Source organism: Vibrio penaeicida, assembly GCF_019977755.1.
Lineage (GTDB): Bacteria > Pseudomonadota > Gammaproteobacteria > Enterobacterales > Vibrionaceae > Vibrio > Vibrio penaeicida.
This window is the reverse complement of sequence record NZ_AP025144.1, coordinates 2,106,758-2,127,944: the sequence shown is the minus strand read 5'-3', so window position 1 is coordinate 2,127,944 and position 21,187 is coordinate 2,106,758. Positions and strand designations below refer to the sequence as shown.

The following is a 21,187-nucleotide window of genomic DNA, read 5'->3' as shown; positions in this document are numbered from 1 at the left end:
AGAATGTTGGTTTGAGGTTATTATGGGAATAGTGCTGTCTATAAACAGCTTTCATAAATTCACATCTGAAATACAGGGCGAATTTGAATTTAGTGATAATAATGTCAAAGATTCAATTAAGCTTGGGCGAGCAGAAAGTTGTGATTGGATATTACCTGACCCAGAAAGAGTGGTTTCTAGTGTTCACGCCGAATTAATTAGATTTGGTGAGGATTATTTAATAAGAGATCTATCAACAAATGGTTTATTTATTAATAGGTCAGTAACTCCAGTTGGTAATGGTAATGAAATAAAACTTAATGATAACGATATCATTACGTTTGGCGAATATGAAATATTAGTAGAACTTAAATCCAGCGCTCAAGATACCCTTCATTTTCATAATGACACCGATAACCACGATATTTTTGGTCAATCAGACATAAGCAGTTTTGAACAATCAAAACCATTCGAGTCTGATGTGGCAAATAACAAATTTCAAGATGACTTTGTAAATAGCTTGTCCAATGAGCCAGTTTTCGAAAGTGATATTGGTCTTACAGACGATTTCTTCAATTTGTCTGAAACTCATGTAACCAATGAACTAGTGGGAGACACGCCCGTAGCTGAAAATGTGCAGCAAGCGCAGTCTACGCAAGCCCGTTCATCTCTTCAAAGTTCACCTGTACAGAACAAGGTGATTGAAAAAGAAGAGGCGGTATTACAAGCTCCATCAAATCCGCAGCCTGTTTCTCCAGCACCAAGAAATGAAATTGAGCGACCAATGCCGGGTAGATCGGCTCCTCGTCCAAGTCAGCCTCAGAGAACACCAGAATCACCTATTCAAGCAAACTCGCAAGCCAATTCCAATGAATTGGATGCATTTTTAAGTGGTCTTGGAATATCTCGAAATATGGTTCCATCTCAACATTCTGATGAGTGGTTCAAGCAATTAGGAGAGTCCTTTTCATTGCTGTTAGGTGGCTTAATGGACACGCTTCATCATCGTGCTGAATTTAAGCAAACTAATCGATTGAACCATACTGCATTTCAGCGTCATGAAAATAACCCACTTAAGTTTTCCGCAAATTTAGAAGACGCAATACATAATTTATATAACCGCAACTCTTCAAGTTTCCTCGGTCCACAAAATGCAATACAAGAAGCGTTTGACGATATAGAAAAGCACGAGAAAGCGTTAATGCAAGGGGTAGATGGTGCTGTTAAAGGTGTTATGGGGTTGCTTAATCCAGAATACATTTCATCTATGAATGCTGGTGATGGCGTATTAGAAAAAATAATTCCAGGAAAGACTCAAGCAAATTTTTGGAAGAATTACGAAAAACAGTATTTAGATCTAACAAATGAGCTGGAAGGAAATTCAATTCCATTTTATTTAGAAGACTTTGCGAAATCATACGAAATGGCTTTGAAAAAAGGGTGAGGACATGAATATTAAAACAAAATTATCAATAGTAAGTTTATTTTTTGCATTTCTGCTTACGGGTTGCTCAGTAGCAAATTATGTTGTTCCGGCTTACGCGACGTTAGAGTTTGAAGTAAGTAATAAAGCGAACCCAGATCTAAATGGGCGTCCTTCTCCCGTTGTTATTCATGTATATGAACTGACTTCAAATACACTTTTTGAAAGCCAAGATTTCTTTTCTCTTTACGAAGAACCTGAAGTTGTTCTTGGTCCAGATTTAATTAACAAGCAAGAATTTACTTTCGCACCAGGAAGCGTAGAGCAGTATGAAGTAAGCATGAATGCTGAAGTTGAATACGTAGGTGTTATTGCGGCATACCGCGATATTGAAAATGCAAACTGGCGTAAGATTATCCCTGTAGATAAGACGGGATACGACAAACACAAATTAATTATTGGTGAACTTTCAATCGCTGTTGAGTAATTTCTGAAGTACAAATAGGTTTTCTAATTTAATGAGTGATTTTTCTCCCATCGCGTGGTGTGAGGGCATGTTTTTGCGCCCTCAACACTTCCAGCAGCAAGAAAGAGCCATCAATTTTGAGGCGAAAGAAATTCAACAATTGCTTTCCCCTTATTCTTGGGGTGTCTCTTCTATAAAATTTAACCATGCCTTATTGAAAGAAGGTCAACTTCATTTAGAGCATTGTCAGGCAATCATGCAAGACATGACTTTAGTGAATGTTCCAGTTAAGGATAATTCACCTAATCCGCTAAACGTTGATCAGGAAGCGAAGGATGTGTTCATCGTACTTGCAATCCCTGCGGATAAAGTACGCGGACAAAACATTGCTTCTGATGCTGAGGAGTTGGTCACTCGTTATATTTATGCGGATCAGTCGGTTACTGATGTAGTCACAGGGCAAGATGAAGAAATATTGCAGCTTGCATCTCTGCGCATCCAGCTAAAAGTAACCAACGATAAGTTACCTGGTTATCACTCTATTCGGGTAGCAAAGATCAAGGAAGTAACGACGGAAGGAGCAATAGTTCTCGATCAGGATTTTATTCCGCCTTCTTTGAATGCTAATAAAAACGAAACTATTCATAAATATCTTAACAATATTGTCGCGATGATAAAGATCCGTGCAGATGCTTTAGCCCAGAGACTAGGGCAAGGTAAATCCGCATCGGCATCTGCGGTTGATTTTGTCATGTTACAAATGCTCAATCGCCACGAAACAACGTTACGACATTTCAGCCAGTGTGCAGACTTGCATCCATTTCAATTGACGACCGCGTTGTATGGCTTGATTGGCGAACTCGCGACATTTTCCACTAAGTCAAAACGTCCCCCTGTACTCCCTAAATACAAGCATGGAGATATGGCTGAACTCTTCCACGTGGTTCACCAGATGCTCAGCCAGTATTTAAGTGTAGTGCTGGAGCAAACGGCAACTAAGTTACCACTTGAAATCAGGCAATATGGTATTCGTGTATCCAGCATTCCAGATAAAAACATCTTGTCTAAGTGTCAGTTTGTTTTAGCGATAAAAGCGGATGTTGCTAGTGAAGAATTACGAGCAAAACTACCATCACAAATTAAGTTGGGCCCTGTCGAGAATATTCGAGATCTCATCAACAACCAACTACACGGTATCGCCATTTCACCGTTAACCGTCGTGCCTAGGCAAATTCCTTATCAAGCAGGGTACCAGTACTTTGAAGTGACTAAGAAAGGTCCTTACTGGCAACGCCTAAAAGAAAGCGGTGGTCTTGCTATTCATATATCTGGCAATTACCCAGGTATTGATATCGAGTTGTGGACAATTAACCAATAAAGTTGAAGTAGAGAGATGGAAGACACTGTAATGAAGCCCACTCCAGGGCGAAGAGGTGGTGCGAAACCTGCACCAGCAGCGCCAACACCGCCTACTCCACAAGAAGGCGACAGCACAGTATTACTTACGAAGGTAATTCGTGAAGAAAAGTCATCAAGCGTAATTGCATTTGGAAAGAACTTGCTCCTTGCTGAAGCCAATGTTGTGTTGTCTTTAGTGGGGCAAATTCGTGCGACGGCTCAATATGGTGATGTGCAACAACTACGTGATGCATTTGTGCAAAAAGTTCGTGATTATGAAACGCGCTTAAGATTACAAAATGCTCGTAACCAAGATATTGATACGGCACGATTTTGTTTGTGCTGCCTTATTGATGAAACCGTTTTGAATACGGTTTGGGGTGGTCAATCTATCTGGGTGGACAATTCTCTACTCTCTACTTTTTACTCTAATACGCAAGGTGGAGAACAATTCTATGACTTCCTCGACAAAGCCATGTCTGCTCCTACGGAAAGTTTAGATATTCTTCAGCTTCAATATATTTGTATGTCCTTAGGGTTCGTTGGGCGTTACCGTCTTGAAAAGAATGGGATCGAATCTCACCGCAGTCTTAGGCTAAGAGTGCATGATGTTATTACTGCTGTAAGCGAGCGCCCACCAAAAGTACTTAGTGACGGTTGGCAAGATAAGGTTCGTATCGGTGAAGAGACGACGGAAAGCACACCTGTATGGGTAACCTTATCAATTGCAGGCGCATTATTGGCTGCAACGTATATGGGGTTCAATTACAAAATCAACGAAGAGTCCAATCAAACATTTGCAAACCTACTTAACCTTATCCCTTCAGTAGAGATAACCGAATCAACACCTTTGGCAGATGTTGCGCCTGTGGCTAAGCGCATTCAAGACTATTTAGCGACAGAAACAGAACGTGGGATGGTTGAAATTCAACAATTGCCAGATCGCGTGAGAATTTCTTTCTCAGCCAATGAACTGTTTGATTCCGGAAGCGCGGAACTCGTACAGCACATTCGTCCGGTATTGTCTAAAGTAGGGCGCTCACTTGAAGGGACCAAAGGTCGAATCATGATTGTGGGGCATACCGACAACAAACCCATCTTTACCAGTAAATTCCCATCTAATTGGCATTTATCTCTTGCACGAGCGACATCAGTTACAAATCACCTTGCGTCGAGCAGTAACTTGGTTGGCCGATTGATTCCTGAAGGAATGGGGGATGCAAGACCTCTTGTTGAGAACGATACAGAGGCAAATCGTGCGAAAAACCGACGAGTCGAGATTGACTTAATGGTGGTTCAGAGAGCAGCAGGAGAAGAACAGTGAGTTTGAAAGCGGTAGGTAAATTTGTCAGCCAAAAGTGGTTCGTTGGCTTAATCGGTTTGATTGCCCTTTCTTTAATGATCTGGCTAGTTGGACCTCTGATCGCGGTAGCGGGTCATGAGCCTCTAAAGAGTGAAACATCGAGATTTCTAGTCTTACTTGGTCTTATGTTCATCTGGGGTGTGGTTAATATTCGTCAACAAAAGAAAGAGAAAAAAGAAGAAGACGAAAGCATACAATCGCTACTTGAAGTTAACGCACAAGAAGATGAAGAATCGGCAGCGGAGATTGATCTGTTAAAAGGTCGAATTGACCAAGCGATCCAAGTATTAAACAAATCCGGCAAGCGCGGAAAACAAAGTATATACAAGCTCCCGTGGTACGTTTTAATCGGTCCTCCAGGAACGGGTAAGACTACAGCGTTAGCAAATTCTGGTTTGGAGTTTCCACTGTCTGACAGTTTAGGGCAAGACCCTCTTTCTGGAATTGGCGGAACGAGACATTGTGATTGGTGGTTTACGAACAAAGCGGTGCTTATCGACACTGCGGGTCGTTATACAACCCAAGACAGCCACTCAGAAAAAGACTCTAAAGCATGGTTAGGCTTTTTAGGTTTACTTAAGAAATACAGAACCAAGCGTCCAATCAACGGAGCAATAGTAGCCGTTAGCTTGGTTAGTTTAATGAGTCAAACTCGTACTGAGCGAGGAATGCATGCTCGAGCAATCAAAGCACGTATTCAAGAACTAAAAAACCAGTTAGGAATGCAATTTCCTATCTACATTGTATTCACTAAAGCGGATTTAATTGCAGGCTTTAATGAGTACTTTGCCGATTTAGAAGATGAGGAAAGAGATCAGCTACTTGGGTTCATGTTCCCAGAATCTTGTGATGACGAAAAAGGCGTCATCTCTCTTTTCAACAAAGAATTCCACCACATGCTCGAGAGTCTAGATAAGCGCATGAACAAGCGCCTTGAGCAAGAAACCGATCTAGATAAACGCGCGCTGATTTTTGAATTCCCCAAACAACTTCGTATGCTTCAAGCCAATGCTGATGAGTTTTTAAGTGACATTTTTGCCAAAAATGCATTTGAAGAGTCAACGATGATCCGTGGTGTATTTGTCGTTAGTTCGGTGCAAGAGGGGATGCCTATAGACCGCGTGATGAATGAAACTTCATCGGGTCTTGGACTGTCTCAGCTATCTCTTAAAACAAGCTCTAAAGAGTCGGTAAGCTACTTTATTCGCTCTTTGTTTGAAGACATCATTTTTAAAGAGCAGTACCTTGGCAGCGTTAACCGTCACCATCAAAAACAAAACCGTTGGGTGAAACATGGCGCATTGGCACTGAGCCTGACCAGTGTTGCGGCATTTGGTGCGATTTGGTTCCAAAGCTTTCAATGGAATCAGCAGCTTATTGATGAGTCGGACAGCAGGATTGCAGAAATCGACAGTCAAGTGAAACGCATTGATTTTAACTTTGAAGACAATCTAATTGAGTCATTGGCACTGCTCGACAAAGTCATGCAATTACCAATGGGTTACGCGGGTTACTACGAAGATGTCGATGGAATTAAGAAGTTTGGTTTGTACCAAGGCGACAAGATAGGTCAGCCTGCAAAAGCGGCGTATCACCAAGCGTTAAAGGGGTACTTTTCTAAGCTTTTAGAATCTGCGTTGATTGAAGAAATGAATGAAAATCAAGCGCACCGTGAATACCTGTATGAAACACTAAAAACCTATTTGATGCTGTTCAATACAGAGAGATTTGATCTTGTTCATGTAGAAAGTTGGTTTGAGCTTTATTTCGAAAAGAATTTCCCTGGGGAGTTCAATGAAGAAAAGCGCGCTTCGCTCATGCAGCACACCAAAAACCTACTGCTAAATGACGATATAGGGCTGTACGTTAACCACGATGCGGTTAGAGATGCGCGGAATGTTCTTACGCAGCTGCCTTTGGCAGAGCGTGCATATCAGCGTATGAAATTACAGTTTATTAAAAGCCACGTTCCATCTTTCAGACTTACCGATGTATTGGGATCTCAGAGTCTGAGTCAATTTGAAAGAAAGAGTGGAAAGCCCCTATCTGCAGGTGTTCCTGGTTTCTATACGTTCAATGGCTTCCACAGTATTTTCCAAATGCAAATAAGCCGTACGGTGAAGAACTTAATGGAAGACAACTGGGTGTATGGAGACAACATTAATATTCATACTGTCGATCATGATTTGGCCGTTAAGGGCGTACGCGAGAGATACTACCGAGATTACATTTATGAGTGGGAATCCCTAATTAATGATATCTCTCTTAAAGCGACCCCAAGCTTAGAGTTAAGCCTGATTCAAAGCCGTATACTTTCTAGCTCAGAAAGACCCATTGAGTCCTTCTTGAAAGCGGTACAAAAAGAAGTGTCACTTACAAAAGTTTCACTGAGCCAGAATGAGAAAGTTGCTGCGGAAGTCGCGACGAAAGCTGCAGATGTCGCTCTTCATAATAAGAAGAATGCTATTGGGCGCTTTATGCCTACAGAGAATACTAATCTTGCTATTTCGCTTCCGGGCAAAGAAGTAGAAAGGGCATTTGAAGGTATTGTTAAGATTGAGCAGCAAGACTTTGAGCTTATCAACCAGTCTTTAGTTGGTCTACGTGAGTACTTAGCTGATCTTTCCAGTTCAGGTAATAATCAGAAATTAGCCTACAAGAGCATTTTAGATGGCACGGTGACTGAAGACGTCGCTCGCTCGCTTAAACGCACAAATGCCATCTTACCTTCACCATTCAACCGATGGTTAGTAGGCTTATCTCATGAATCAACACGCTTGGCGGAGAAGGGCTCGCAGGTACACCTGAATCAGATTTGGAAATCACAAGTGGTGAAGGCGTACGAGCGTAGTATTAAGGGACGCTATCCGTTTAGCCCAGCGGCTAAAAGAGAAGTGAACCTGAAAGACTTCAAACGCTTCTTTGGTTACGGCGGAACGTTAGACAGTTTCTTCACTGATTACTTAGAACCATTTGTTGATACATCTGGGCGTAATTGGCGTTTTGAAAAAGAAATCGGTGTTAGCCAAGAAACTCTTGTTGTATTCCAGCGCGCAGAAAAGATACGCCAAACGTTTTTCGAATCAGATAACTCAGTCAAGATCGATTTTGGGTTGAGACCGAAATACCTCGATCAACACATCTCAAAATTTAAGCTTGAGCTGGGTTCTCAAAAGTTGGTTTATAGCCATGGACCTGAAAGGACACAAAGTTTGTCGTGGCCTTCAAGCAGTTCAGAAACGCGCATTATATTTATACCGCCGAACTCCTCGCGAGAGATATCTCATACCTACGAAGGACAGTGGGGGCTTTATAAAATGCTGGATCAATCCCTTAAAGCACGCCCTGAAACAAGAAAAGACAACATCGTAATGATTGATCTTAAAGGCAATAAAGTTCAGTTGGAGTTGATCCCAACCAGCACAATAAATCCATTTTGGTCGAACGATATGGAGCGTTTCTCATGCCCTCAAACCTTATAACAGAGCAATGGGGTTATTTTGGGAAAATTCCAGCAAAAGGGGACTTTATCCAAGAGTCCCTGCCATTGGATTTTCTAAAAACTTGGCAAGATTGGCAGCAAGCGATTTTAGCGGTTAGCCGTGAACAGTTAGAAGAAAGCTGGACAAACCATTACATGAATGCGCCGATTTGGAACTTTGCATTACCCGCCAACGTTTGTGGTGAAAAAGCCATGATTGGCACGATGATTCCCAGCGTAGATTCGGTAGGTCGCTATTACTTTTTTACGTTAGCACGACCTGTAGACGGAACGGCAATTTCATACTGGTTGGATAGAGCTTGGAGTGAGAGGGCTGAAGAACAGGCGCTAGCTGTACTTGAGGATAATTTCCAGATAGAGCAATGGAATACTCAGTTGCTAAACGAAGCGTGGGAAGCGGTTCTATCTCGCGATCCGGTTTTAAAAGCAACGCCAATGAGTGGTGAATTTCAAAACCTCATTTACGAAGAACAAATTCCGTTAGAAGGAGAGCATCTCCTTCAACATTTATTGAAAACACAACTTCCAAGAACGTGTTTCTGGTGGACAGAAGGATCGGAAAGTATTCCGGCTATTTCGACCTTTACCGATGGCTTACCAGCCGTTGGGCAGTTTTCAGCCATGTTGGATGGCAATTGGGACCAATGGAATTGGTAAGGAGTAAAACATTATGAATTGGAATATCTTTACCTTTTCAAAAACCCACCCGGGGAAAGTGAGACCTTACAATGAAGACTCACTTCTTGATTTGTCTGCTAAAAGAGTTTGGGTAGTAGCAGATGGAATGGGAGGGCATGAAGCTGGTGACATCGCGAGTCAAATGCTGGTCGATACCATCGAAAAGTATGCAAATGAGCATCAAGACTTTGCAATTGACGATCTAAGACGCGCAGTACTTCAAGCTAACCAGTCAATTTATGAATACGCGAAATCAAACCTTGACGGCAAAACCATGGGAACAACATTGGTTTTGTTATACATACAAGATGGCTTCTATCACTGCCTATGGGTAGGAGACAGTCGAATTTACTTGATGAGAGACAACCAACTTGTACAAAAAACTCGTGATCACAGCCAAGTTATGGATTTGGTTGATCAAGGGTTATTACACTTCGATGATGCAGAGAGCCACCCGCTTGCCAATGTGATAACGAGAGCCATCGGCGTTGAACCTGATGTCGTTATAGATCAGGTATCAGGTCAGTTGGTGCCGGGCGATCAGTTTCTTTTGTGTAGTGATGGGTTAACCAAAGAGCTTAACAATTCAGAAATATCACGAACGTTACAAGCTGACGCAGTAAGCCAGTCAGGGTTAGCCTTAATGCATTCCGCATTAGTTCGCGGCGCGCAAGATAACGTGACATGTGCACTTATAAAGGCGATGGCAGCTGAGTATTCCGCAGAAGTCGCACAATCGAATGATGCAACCGTTCCTATTTTTGCAAGAGGTCGCTAACCATGGTGTATGAAGCGTCAGATTTTGAATGGATAGAGCAGGCACTTTTGCCTATTTCAACAGAACTTCCATCGGGTACAGATCCAAGGTCAGATATCAGCCCTCAGTCTGCCTATTTTCGCTTGAAAGATTTGAGAATGGTTGCCCGAAATGAAGAGCGAAATGCGGTCATTTCAGAAGAGCCTTTGTCGAGCTATGTCAATTTATGGAGCGGTTTCCTAGAGACAGTGCCTGAACAACTTACGGGGCAATCCAAAGACTTAGAACTCGTAGCATGGTTAATCGAAGCGATGACCCGAGCGTATGGATTCAAAGGTTTTGCCGAAGGTTATTCTCTGGCAGCAGGTTTGATTGAAGGGTTTTGGGAAACGCTGCATCCAATGCCCGACGAAGATGGAATAGAAACACGCGTTACGCCAATTATTGGTCTGAATGGTATGGAGAAGGAAGGGACACTACTGTTTCCTATTTCATCCATTCCATTAACAGAAGCTTATACCGGTCAGTCCTATGCTTACTGGGAATATCAGCAAGCCATCGATTTAGAAAGATTAGACGAAGACAAGAAACGTCAAAAAATTGATTCAGGTGCCGTTGATCTCAAATCAATTCAAGATGCCGTAGCGCAAACATCAAAAGAGTTTTACTTGCAGCTGGGCAGTGAATTAGAGCAGGCAATTGCTGCATTTGATCGATACAGCCATTCCATGGATGAGGCTTGTGGTGAGGTTATGCCGAGCTCTCATATCCAAAAGAAGCTTGAAGCTATTCAATCTGCGCTCAATCACTTGGCGGGCGACAAGCTAAAGGCGGAAGCTGAACCCGTATTGGAAGATTTACCAACGGATACAGAGGAATCTGACACCGTTGAAGCAAGTACGCCAGTTCAAGCAGGGCAGCTACTTGCTGCCAATTTAGCGTCTAGGGAACACGCAATTGAACAACTACAAAAGATAGCGGAATTTTTTAAAGAAACTGAACCACACTCTCCCGTTTCGTACTCAATCGAACAGGTGGTGAGGTGGTGTGATATGCCTTTGCCGGAGCTACTGGCAGAGCTTATTTCTGATGGAGAAGCCAAGAATGGCTACTTCCGTTTGGTTGGCATAGTAGACCAAAATGGTGAATAACAAAAAAGGGAGAGTCCTATGACGAGTATCCACTCGAAACTGTCACGAGTAAGGAAGCCTCGTGTCCATATTACGTACGACGTAGAAACTGAAAATGCTTCACTAAAAAAAGAGCTGCCTTTTGTTCTAGGCGTTATGGGTGATTTCGCAGGTCATAACACAGAAGCTCTGAAGCCTTTGAAAGATCGTCGCTTTATTCAAATTGATCGAGACAACTTTGATGATGTTTTGAAAAAGATGAGCCCGAGCCTTTCTTTCAAGGTTGACAATAAGTTAGCTGATGATGATTCAACATTCACTGTTGATCTGCAGTTTAAATCGATGAAGGATTTCGAGCCAGCTTCGATTGTTAACCAAGTTGACCCACTACGTAAGTTAATGGAAACGCGTAATAAGCTTCGTGATCTTATGACAAAAGTGGACCGTTCAGAGGAGCTTGAAGATGTCCTTGAATCTGTTCTGAATAATACCGACAACTTGAGCCAGTTGGCGGGTGAATTGAACCTGAACGAAGATGGTTCTGGTGACAAGAAAGAAGGAGGTGAGTAAATGAGCACTCAAACTGAGCAGCAGTTAGATCCTACTACTGGTGAACAGAGCGTATCTTTCTTAGACCAAGCCATCGGTGCAACTAAGCAAACCGAAGCTTCTCGCGCTGAAGAGTTAATCAAAACATTAACTGAAGAAGCGATGAAAGGTACAGTTACATGGAACAAGAACTTAACGGTAACGTTCCGCGAAGCCATTTCAGCATTAGATGCTAAGATTTCTAAACAGCTTGCTGAAGTGATGCATCACCCTGAACTTCAAAAGCTTGAAGGTACTTGGCGCGGTTTGCATTACCTTACGTCTAACTCAGAAACCAGTTCAACGCTTAAGATTCGATTGATGAGTCTAACCAAAAAAGAGCTGCACAAAGATCTGAGTAAAGCGGTAGAGTTCGATCAAAGCCAGATCTTCAAGAAAGTTTATGAGTCTGAGTTTGGCAGTGCTGGTGGTGAACCTTATGGTGCAATTATCGGTGATTACGAATTCACTAATCACCCTGAAGATATTGAGACATTGGGCTTAATGTCTAATGTAGCTGCAGCAGGTTTTGCGCCTTTCCTATCCGCCGCTTCACCAGCATTGTTTGGTTTTGATGAGTGGACAGAATTGTCTAAGCCGCGAGATCTAGAGAAAGTATTTGAATCTTTAGAGTATGCACAGTGGCGTTCATTCCGTGAAAGTGATGATTCTCGTTTTGTTTCTCTAACAATGCCTAAAGTACTTGCTCGTCTTCCATATGGTGAAGCAACAGCACCTGTTGAAGAGTTTGGTTACGAAGAGTTTGATGTAGACCCAGTATCTGGTATCGCAATCAACGCTCAGCACAACGATTACTGCTGGATGAACTCTTCCTATGTAATGGGCGCAAAACTAACCGATGCTTTCGCTAAATATGGTTTCTGTACTGCTATTCGTGGTGCTGAAGGTGGTGGTCGTGTTGAAAACTTACCGACACACTTCTTCCAGAGTGATGATGGCGATCCGGACATGAAGTGCCCAACAGAAATTGGGATAACAGACCGCCGAGAATCAGAACTTGGCAAATTGGGTTTCTTGCCTCTTTGTCACTACAAGAATACGAACTACGCGGTATTCTTTGGGGCTCAAACTTGTCAAAAACCTGCCAAATACGATAACCCAGATGCGACGGCTAACGCAGCTATCTCCGCACGTCTTCCATATATGATGGCGACATCTCGTTTTGCCCATTACTTGAAAGTGATGGCTCGAGACAAGATTGGTAGCTTTATGGAAGCAGAAGATGTTGAAACTTGGCTAAACCGCTGGATTCTCACTTATGTGAATGCATCGGAAGGTGGTGGTCAGGAAATTCGCGCGAGATATCCTTTGGCAGACGCAAAAGTGGAAGTGAAAGAAATTCCAGGAAGTCCAGGTTCATACAATGCCGTAGCATGGTTGAAGCCTTGGCTGCAAATGGAAGAACTGACAGCATCATTGCGCTTAGTTGCGAAAATTCCTGAGTCAGGAAGCTAATGATGAAAATGGCTGACCTTCGGGTCAGCCGCAATAATTATGACAGAATTTCAATTTGCAGATCCAGATCAGCTTGTTCATGACGTACAGAAGCCAAATGAACCAACGTTAGATGCCCTTTGGATAGATCGATTCTTAGATATTCAGTCCGACTCGCACTCGCTGCGTTTTTGGTGTGATGCTAACAATATTTCTAATTCTGAAGATATGAATCAAAGCCTAGTGAGCGTTATTGATTTAATCGATGAAATTTTGAATGAGCAATTAAACGCGATTCTCCACCATGATTGTTTTCAGCAATTGGAATCAAGTTGGCGTGGCGTGCAGTATTTGGTTAATCAAAAAGGAAGCTTTGGTTCCGAGCAAGAATCAAAAATCAAAGTATTGTCATGCAGTTGGGAAGAATTGCGGCGTGATAGCCAGCGCGCAATTGAATTTGATCAAAGTAGCCTGTTCAAACTTATTTATCAGAACGAGTTTTCTACTCCCGGCGGAGAACCTTTTGGGTTGATTGTCGGGGACTATTGCATTTCACATCAAGCGGGAACAAACAAACTTGATAGAGACATGACATTAGTCCGCAAGATTGCTCAAACAGCGGCGGCTGCGTTTTGTCCATTTTTAGTGTCAGCAACGCCGAGTTTATTCGGTGTCGACACGTTTTCCGAGCTGGCAACGATCTTGGATGTGCAAGCTCAATTCGACCAGTTGGAATATGAGAATTGGCGCGCAGTAAGGGCAAGTGAAGATGCCAAATTTGTCGCCGTTACAGTACCTTATGTTTTGATGAGGCAGCCATATAAATATGATGGAAGTCGATTGGAAGCTTTCGCATTCAAAGAAAAAGTCAGTGATTCAGAAAATGACTTCCTTTGGGGAAGTGCTTCTTTTTGTTTTGCCGCTACGGTTTTAAGAGCTTATAGCGAATCAGGCTGGTTTGCTCATATAAGGGGGCTTAAGGCGGGAAGTTATGGGCAAGGCGTCATTATGCCTCCTGTAAATAGCCAAACTCAATTTCCAGGAAAGGCTAAGAGATATCGTTCTCCAGTCAATTATCAGGTTTCTGAATCGAGAGAGTTGGCGCTTTCAGATTGTGGCTTTATACCATTGTCTCCCGTATCAGATAGCCCACTTATTGCATTTACTTCGAATTCATCTTTGCATAAACCCAAATCATTCAAAGAAAAAGGAATTACCGTCAACTCGCGACTTTCCTCAATGCTGCAATACACCCTTTGTGTTTCGCGTATTGCTCATTACGTAAAAGTAATGGGAAGAGATAAAGTCGGGAGCTATCAAAATGCAGTGTCAATTGAAAGTGATTTTCAACGTTGGCTGCATCAGTACACAACAGCGTCAGATGAAGCTTCAGACGAATTAAGGGCTAAGTACCCACTCAATGAGGCTCGAATTCAAGTAAAAGAAAAACAAGGCAGTCCCGGACACTATTACTCAATTTTACATTTAAGACCGCACTTTCAACTTGATCAGATGGTCTCAAGTGTTCGGTTAATAACAGAGCTCTCTCCAGATAAAGCGTTATAAATAAGGAAAGTCACATGTCAGATTGGCAGCAACTATTACGTCAAGCAAAGTTACAAGAAACGATTGATTCTGTAATTCAGTCTATTAAATCCAATCCAAAAGATGCAGCCCTTCGTAGCTATTTCATTGAGCTTTTGTGTATAGACGGGCAGTTAGAGAGAGCAGATGAACAGTTAATGCAAGCTATAAAGCTGTTCCCCGAGTTTTTGGCTGGTGCTAGCCAGATTAGGCATTTAGTTAAAGCGGCTCAGGCGCGAGTAGATTTCTTCCAAGGCGGTGCGACGGCAAACTTCCTTGGCTCAAATGAAGAGCAATACGCAAAGTTGACTGAACTGAATTTAGCGATCCATGAACAAAAAGAAGACGACGTTGAGTCAATTAGTAAGGCGCTTGAAGAACTGCGACCTAGTACCCCACTGCTAATCAATGGCACGCAGTACGAAGATGTCCGTGATATAGATGACTCTCTTAACGGTTTTATTGAATTATTCAGTTCAACAGGCAACTACTACCTAGCACCACTAGATCAATTGGTTTACCTCAATATCAAACCAGCCACCAACCTACTAGAGACAGTTTGGCGTCCTGTTGAGTTTGAAATTAAGGGCGTAATTGAAGGCGAAGCTCACATTCCGCTGACCTACGCTCGTAGCGAAACTGACGGTAATAAACTCGGAAAAGAAACCGATTGGAAACCTGTGTCAGGAGAGTCGGTATTTGCCGGCTTAGGTCAAAAAGTTTGGTTAGCCGGAGAAGGAGCGTTACCGCTAGCGACGGTTACGTCAATTGAGTCTGAACCACAAACGACTGAAGCGTAGTAAAGCATCATGGAAAAGCGTGCTCACGTTAGTAGTGGTGTTTCTCTATTAGACAAGCTCATTGATCATGATCCAAGGAATACTGCTGATGTACATTTTCCGCTTAACAATCAGCAGATTGTCCGTGGCTTAATTAGAGATGTGGAAGCGTTATTAAACACAAGGCTAAGTTGGGTAAAAGTGGATAACTCTTTACCCGAACTTAGACAATCTCTGCTTACTTATGGTCTACCAGACTTTTCATCTATGCCGTTTAGTAGCAAAGATGGGCAGCAGCACCTCTGCAAAATTGTAAAAGATACGCTTTTGGAGTTTGAGCCAAGGTTTAAGGATGTTTCCGTGTCAATAATTAATGACAAAGATGATGTCGATCGAGTGTTGCGATTGCGGATAAGTGCAGTTTATGAGCTCGGTCAAAAACATCATGAACTGGTACTGGATTCAGAAGTAGAACCAGTGAGCCTAGGAATTAAAGTGAGTGAAACAGCATGAGTGATGAGTTTCTCAAGTATTACAATCGCGAACTTGCTTACTTGCGTCATAAAGGCCAGGAGTTTGGAAGCACTTATCCCAAAATTGCAGCAAGACTTAAACTTAGTGAAGAACAAGTAGAAGATCCACATGTAGCTAGGATTTTGGAAGGTTGCGCCTTTCTGACTGCCCAAATTAGGCAAAGTTTAGATAACAGTTTTCCTCAGTTGACAGAAGCTTTGATCGGGCAGCTATTCCCAGATTTTCATGCACCTATTCCTTCGATGAGTGTGATCAAAATTGACAGCGACGAATCGGCAACATCGAAAGTCACTGTCGAGCAAGGTGAGGCTGTATCACTTGAAGCGCCGGGTTTTAAGTCTTGTCAGTTTAAGACGTGCTACAAAACAGATGTGCTACCAATAAATATTAGTGAAGCATCGTTTGAAAATGCCCCTTTCCGTGGGCAGCTACTGGACATTGAAAAAGAAGCAAAGTCAGTTTTAAAGCTCACTTTAAAAGGTGCGAGCAAAGAAATTGAATTGAGCCAGTTAGGTTTTGATTCATTACGGCTTTTCTTTAATGGTCAGCCTCAAGTTTCCTACCGCCTTCTGCAATTATTACTGCAATCTTCGATTGGTATGGCTGTTGTCGTTGATGATGAAACAACGCGTCAGCTTACACCGAGGCACGTTAGCCCTGTCGGGTATACCGATGAATTTTCTGTGGTGCCTTACAGTAAGAGAAGCTTTGTTGGAAGTAGGTTGTTGGTTGAATATTTCTTATTTCCTGAAAAGTTTCTTTTTTCTGATCTTATTAGCCTCGATCCAGCTTGGTTTGGTAGCAATGACGAAGCTGAGATTTGGATTTACTTCGATCAAAGCTGCGATTGGCTTGAAAAGCAGGTCACAAAAGACAGCGTTCTATTAGGTTGTACACCTGTCATCAATATGTTCAGCCATGCTATGGAGCCGACAAGAGTTGTGGCGTCGGAATACGAGTTTCCGTTGCACCCTGAACATTTAGAACCTGACACGACAGAAGTGGTCAGCATTCAAGAAATTGGTGTGCGAAGTTGGCAAATGAAATACCAAAGCCTTCCACCATTTTATGCTGGTGAGCATACAAACTATCTATCTGAGCATGAGATTTTTTGGAGCATGCGAAGAGAAGACAAAAGTTGGGCGGGAGGTTTTGATGAACCTGGGCGCGATGTTTACGTTTCATTTATAGATAAAGACCATAAAATTTTTGCGCCTGAAGGAAGTGATAATTGGGTCATGTCGGCTCAGGCTTGGTGTTGTAACCGAAATCTTCCCAAAAAACTGCCTTTCGGTGGCGGCATGCCGACCGTCAATATGCCGGATGTTAAAGATAATTTTGACAGCTTACGATGTTTAGTCGCCCCGACAGAAACCATAAGGCCTTCAATGGATTCAAGCTCAAGGTGGCAATTCGCAAAGTTACTTACGTTGTCACATTTTTCAGATGAAGGCGGGCTTCAAACGTTAAGAGAGACGTTGAATCTGTACGCTTTCAAAGCGTCGCCAGAGTCTAAGTCTATGATCGACTCTATCGTGTCGATGAAAGTAGAGCCAGCAACCGGTCGGGTGAATCAAAAGGGACGAGTGGGTTTTTGCCACGGGACCGAAATTACGCTCGAAGTTTCTGAAAGTGCACAATCTAAAGAGCAGATATTCCTGCTAGGAAATGTTCTGTCGACATACTTTGCTCAATTCGCAGAAATTAACACATTTACAAAACTGCGCATTACTTTGAAAGGGTCGGGCGATGTATTTCATTGCTGGCCAGCATTATGCGGTGAAAAGGTACTGCTATGAAGCGAGAGAACTTTATAGGGGCACTAGACAAAGAGCAGCTTTTTGAATCTTTACACTTAATTGAGCAGTTTCTGCTGAAGTCTAATGCGAATTTAGGGACCGATCATTTACCAAGCCAAGAAACTATAGAGCTGAAAGTTGCTCAACAATTGGGATACGAAGTAGGTGAATTCACAACAGTGGAATCAAAGCGCAATCAGAGTTTAATCGTAATGACGAATCTGATTGGGTTAACTGGTGAAAATGGTGTTTTACCTAAGCATTACAGTGAATTGATCTTACAAAGACTCAAGGATAGCGATCCTACGCTCCAGGATTTTTTAGATATCTTTAACCATCGAATTCTGTCTCTTTTCTATCGAACTTGGCAAAGCTTCCAGCCTGCGGTGCAGCACCGGAAAGTTTCTGTGAATGAGTTTTCTTCATGGAATCAAGTATTGGAATCCTTAACAGGAGGCTTGGGAGAGAGAGCAATTCATTGGGGAGGCTTATTCAGCCAGCCGGTGAAAAGCCGAGGATCTATCCAAGCATGTATGGAATCTCTTTCCGGTTGTGATGTGATCATTCGCGACTTTAAAGGTAAGTGGATGCATCTAACGGAATGTGAGCAAACACGTTTGTGTTCTAAGCGCCTACCTGAGGGGCAGTATTCAGAACTTGGGCGTGGGGCGAGCCTCGGAAGAAAAGCATGGAATGTCAATGCAGGTTTCATGGTTGAGTTTGTTGCTAAAGGGCAAGAACAGGTACACGGCATGATGCCCAATGGCGAACGAATTCGTGAAATTAAGGCGTTGTGCAAAGACTTACTTGGGAATACCGCTTCTGTTGAATGGAGCCTAACCGCCCAATACAGACACCTTCCTAAAGTACAACTCAAAAAAGGGGGGGGAAGGCTAGCATTGGGAAGCGTACTGGCACCTCACAAACGTTCAGAAAGCGGCACCATCACAATTCGAATTTAAGCAATATCAGTTAGGCGATATATAAGGAAATATCAATGACATCTTTATCTCTAACCGCGTTAGTAGAGAGGCTTTCTAGTGATGCGAAATCTTCATTAGAACAAGCGGCAGCGCTAGCGAGCAGCCGAACTCACCATAGTATTGAAATGACACACTGGCTGGTTTCTATACTTCAACAACAAGGCTCAACAATTCAGACTCTATCTGATCATTTCGACCTAAATGTATTCAAGTTAGAAGATGATATCCAAAAAAGTTTGGAAAAACTCAAAACAGGCTGCCAAACCGTACCTGGCTTATCTGCACACACGGTGACTATCTTAAAAAGTGCGTGGATGGCTTCAAGTATCGACTTCTCAGATGAACAGATCGATATTGTACACCTAGTTTATGCATTGTTGAATGACGATACATTATTTGCGGTTTCATCCGCCTTTGGCAATGAGTTAGATAAAGTTACTCCAGAAACGTTACTGCAGTTTTGGAAAAGCGAAGAGCGAAGTGTTGCAGAAAAAGCGCCAGCGCAGAAAGCATCTACAAAATCTTTGGACCAATTTACCATTGATTTAACGGAGCAGGCAAAGAAGGGAGACATTGATCCTGTCGTAGGTCGAGATAACGAAATCCGACTGATGATAGATATTTTACTCAGACGCCGTCAAAACAACCCAATCTTAACGGGTGAAGCCGGTGTTGGTAAAACTGCGGTAGTTGAGGGTCTTGCGCTCAAAGTTGTGCAAGGAGATGTTCCTCCAGCGCTTCAAGGTGTATCGATTAAGTCACTTGACCTAGCATTACTCCAAGCTGGTGCTGGAATGAAGGGTGAATTTGAGAATCGCCTGAAATCGGTTGTTAAAGAGGTCAATGAATCACCGACGCCAATTATCATGTTCATCGATGAAGCTCATGGGTTAATAGGAAGTGGTGGGCAAGCTGGTCAAAGCGATGCCGCAAACATTCTTAAGCCAGCTTTGGCTCGAGGAGAATTGAGAACCATCGCCGCGACGACGTGGGCTGAATACAAAAAATATGTAGAGAAAGACGCCGCGTTAACCCGACGATTCCAAGTTGTTCAAGTGGATGAGCCCGCTCCGGAACTCGCAGTAGAAATGTTGCGCGGACTCGTACCTGTTATGGAAGAACACCACGGCGTACATATTACAAATGAAGCCTTAAAAGCGGCAGTGTATTTATCTAATCGCTATATTAATGGACGTCAACTACCGGACAAAGCCGTTTCAGTTCTCGATACAGCGTGTTCAAGAGTGGCACTAAGCCAGTCTGCGACACCGGGGCAGCTTGAGTCTCTTGAGAAGACATTAGAGCAAAAAACGGCACAAATCGCCCAGCTCGAAAAAGAACAGGCGCTTGGTCATGCACACACCGAAGTTTTGGCTGAGCTAAACGAAGAAAGCGACGCTTTAACGAACGAAATCGCTGAACTGAAAACGGTCTGGGAAACAGAATCCAACTTGGTAGACGAATCCAAGCAGTTGAAACTTGAAGTTCTTGAAGAGAAAAAAGACGGTGCTTTAGAAAGATTAGTCGAAGTCGAAGCAACTCTGGCAGAAAACAAGACGCCAATGGTCTTTTCACACGTTAACGAAGCGCTGGTCTCTGAGATAGTATCTGATTGGACGGGAATCCCGCTAGGAAAGCTTCAAAACGATGAGATTACTAGCCTTTTATCATTAAAAGACAAGTTGTGTGAACGTGTGGTTGGTCAAGATCATGCATTACATACGATGTCTGAAGTTATCAAAACTGCACGCGCCCAGCTTAACGAAGAAACTAAGCCTAATGGTATATTTTTTCTTACGGGACCAAGTGGCGTAGGTAAAACCGAATCCGCGCTAGCAATTGCTGAACAGGTTTATGGTAGTGAGGAAAATGTCACTGTCATCAACATGTCTGAGTTTAAAGAAGAGCACAAAGTCTCATTACTACTGGGGTCACCTCCAGGGTATGTTGGCTATGGTGAAGGTGGAGTACTCACGGAAGCTGTAAGAAGAAAACCATATAGCGTTATTCTTCTAGATGAAATGGAAAAAGCTCACCCAGGCGTCCAAGATGTGTTTTATCAAGTGTTTGATAAAGGAACCATCAAAGACGGAGAGGGGCGTGATATTGATTTTAGAAATACCATTATCATCATGACCTCCAATGCTGGAACAGATACAACAATGGAGCTTTTCCAAGACCCTGAACTAGCCCCCGACATTGATGGTTTAAAAACGGCACTACGAGACGATTTATTAGAAAGCTTTAAACCAGCCTTCTTAGGTCGAGTTAATGTGATTCCATATATCCCACTTAACCGAGAAGTATTGCAAGGTATTGCTGGAATTCAATTGAATAAAATTGGAAAGCGTATTTCATCAAATTACAACGCAGAATTTGATTACTCTGATGAGTTAATTTCTAGCTTAATTGATAATTGTAATGAAGAAGGTAGCGGTGCTAGGGCAATCCAAACCATTATTCAAAATAGCCTATTGCCAAAAATATCTGATGAAGTTTTAAAAGCAATTTCTAACGATAAAGCTATTAATAAAGTAGCGGTTTTAGGTGATGTAAATACTATTTCTATAAATGTCGAATAAGCGAATTATCAATAGCAAATTTAATTGCGGTGCAATTCAAATTAAGTGCTTTTTTATTAATTTAAGCTATTAAATTGATTGAATATAAGTTATAAAAACGCGTATTTAATCAGTCGCAAATGACTAATTTATAATTAACAACCCTTCACCAATTTATTTGGTTAAGGGCAATTACTTGCTCATAAAT

At 42.5% G+C, this 21,187-nt stretch carries 16 protein-coding genes; all 16 read left to right on the top strand.

The genetic code is table 11. The annotated features are described in order from the left end of the window. Window positions 1-22: 22 nt before the first annotated feature. From tagH to tssH, 16 genes are read left to right on the top strand one after another with little or no spacing between them, the layout of a single operon-like run. Complete coding sequence (gene tagH, locus LDO37_RS09485) at window positions 23-1,423, top strand: type VI secretion system-associated FHA domain protein TagH (RefSeq protein WP_224056015.1); 1,401 nt, start codon at window positions 23-25, stop codon at window positions 1,421-1,423. 4 nt (window positions 1,424-1,427) lie between these two features. Further along, on the top strand, window positions 1,428-1,889 hold the full coding sequence (gene tssJ, locus LDO37_RS09480; RefSeq protein ID WP_101115378.1) for a type VI secretion system lipoprotein TssJ: 462 nt from the start codon (window positions 1,428-1,430) through the stop codon (window positions 1,887-1,889). A gap of 31 nt (window positions 1,890-1,920) precedes the next feature. Continuing rightward, window positions 1,921-3,246 (top strand): type VI secretion system baseplate subunit TssK, encoded by a 1,326-nt coding sequence (gene tssK, locus LDO37_RS09475; protein ID WP_126607002.1) that lies wholly within the window; start codon window positions 1,921-1,923, stop codon window positions 3,244-3,246. A gap of 15 nt (window positions 3,247-3,261) precedes the next feature. Next, on the top strand, window positions 3,262-4,590 hold the full coding sequence (gene tssL, locus LDO37_RS09470) for a type VI secretion system protein TssL, long form (protein ID WP_101115380.1): 1,329 nt from the start codon (window positions 3,262-3,264) through the stop codon (window positions 4,588-4,590). Beyond that, complete coding sequence (gene tssM, locus LDO37_RS09465) at window positions 4,587-8,111, top strand: type VI secretion system membrane subunit TssM (RefSeq protein ID WP_126607003.1); 3,525 nt, start codon at window positions 4,587-4,589, stop codon at window positions 8,109-8,111. The genes tssL and tssM overlap by 4 nt, the downstream gene beginning before the upstream one ends. Further along, entirely contained in the window at window positions 8,093-8,788 is a 696-nt protein-coding gene (tagF, locus tag LDO37_RS09460) for a type VI secretion system-associated protein TagF (RefSeq protein ID WP_224055092.1), read from the top strand. The genes tssM and tagF overlap by 19 nt, the downstream gene beginning before the upstream one ends. A gap of 13 nt (window positions 8,789-8,801) precedes the next feature. Then, entirely contained in the window at window positions 8,802-9,587 is a 786-nt protein-coding gene (locus LDO37_RS09455; protein WP_126607337.1) for a PP2C family protein-serine/threonine phosphatase, read from the top strand. A 2-nt stretch (window positions 9,588-9,589) separates the two neighbouring features. Then, a complete protein-coding gene (gene tssA / locus LDO37_RS09450; protein WP_126607336.1) occupies window positions 9,590-10,717 on the top strand; it encodes a type VI secretion system protein TssA in 1,128 nt (375 codons plus the stop codon). An 18-nt stretch (window positions 10,718-10,735) separates the two neighbouring features. Beyond that, window positions 10,736-11,266, top strand: a complete 531-nt coding sequence (gene tssB / locus LDO37_RS09445) for a type VI secretion system contractile sheath small subunit (RefSeq protein WP_126607335.1) — start codon at window positions 10,736-10,738, stop codon at window positions 11,264-11,266. Then, window positions 11,267-12,760, top strand: a complete 1,494-nt coding sequence (gene tssC, locus LDO37_RS09440) for a type VI secretion system contractile sheath large subunit (RefSeq protein ID WP_101115386.1) — start codon at window positions 11,267-11,269, stop codon at window positions 12,758-12,760. It begins immediately after the preceding gene. A 39-nt stretch (window positions 12,761-12,799) separates the two neighbouring features. Continuing rightward, window positions 12,800-14,305 carry a type VI secretion system contractile sheath large subunit gene (gene tssC / locus LDO37_RS09435; protein WP_126607334.1) on the top strand — a complete coding sequence of 502 codons (1,506 nt, stop codon included), beginning with the start codon at window positions 12,800-12,802 and terminating at the stop codon, window positions 14,303-14,305. 14 nt (window positions 14,306-14,319) lie between these two features. Beyond that, the gene (locus LDO37_RS09430; protein WP_126607333.1) at window positions 14,320-15,123 is read left to right on the top strand and encodes a type VI secretion system accessory protein TagJ; all 804 of its coding nucleotides are present in this window, start codon (window positions 14,320-14,322) and stop codon (window positions 15,121-15,123) included. 9 nt (window positions 15,124-15,132) lie between these two features. Continuing rightward, window positions 15,133-15,615, top strand: a complete 483-nt coding sequence (gene tssE / locus LDO37_RS09425) for a type VI secretion system baseplate subunit TssE (RefSeq protein WP_104399833.1) — start codon at window positions 15,133-15,135, stop codon at window positions 15,613-15,615. Further along, a complete protein-coding gene (gene tssF, locus LDO37_RS09420; protein ID WP_126607332.1) occupies window positions 15,612-17,435 on the top strand; it encodes a type VI secretion system baseplate subunit TssF in 1,824 nt (607 codons plus the stop codon). Before tssE ends, tssF begins: the two co-directional genes overlap by 4 nt. After that, window positions 17,432-18,397 carry a type VI secretion system baseplate subunit TssG gene (tssG, locus tag LDO37_RS09415; protein WP_126607331.1) on the top strand — a complete coding sequence of 322 codons (966 nt, stop codon included), beginning with the start codon at window positions 17,432-17,434 and terminating at the stop codon, window positions 18,395-18,397. The genes tssF and tssG overlap by 4 nt, the downstream gene beginning before the upstream one ends. Window positions 18,398-18,432: 35 nt before the next feature. Beyond that, complete coding sequence (gene tssH, locus LDO37_RS09410; protein ID WP_224055091.1) at window positions 18,433-21,000, top strand: type VI secretion system ATPase TssH; 2,568 nt, start codon at window positions 18,433-18,435, stop codon at window positions 20,998-21,000. The last annotated feature ends 187 nt before the right edge of the window (window positions 21,001-21,187 follow it).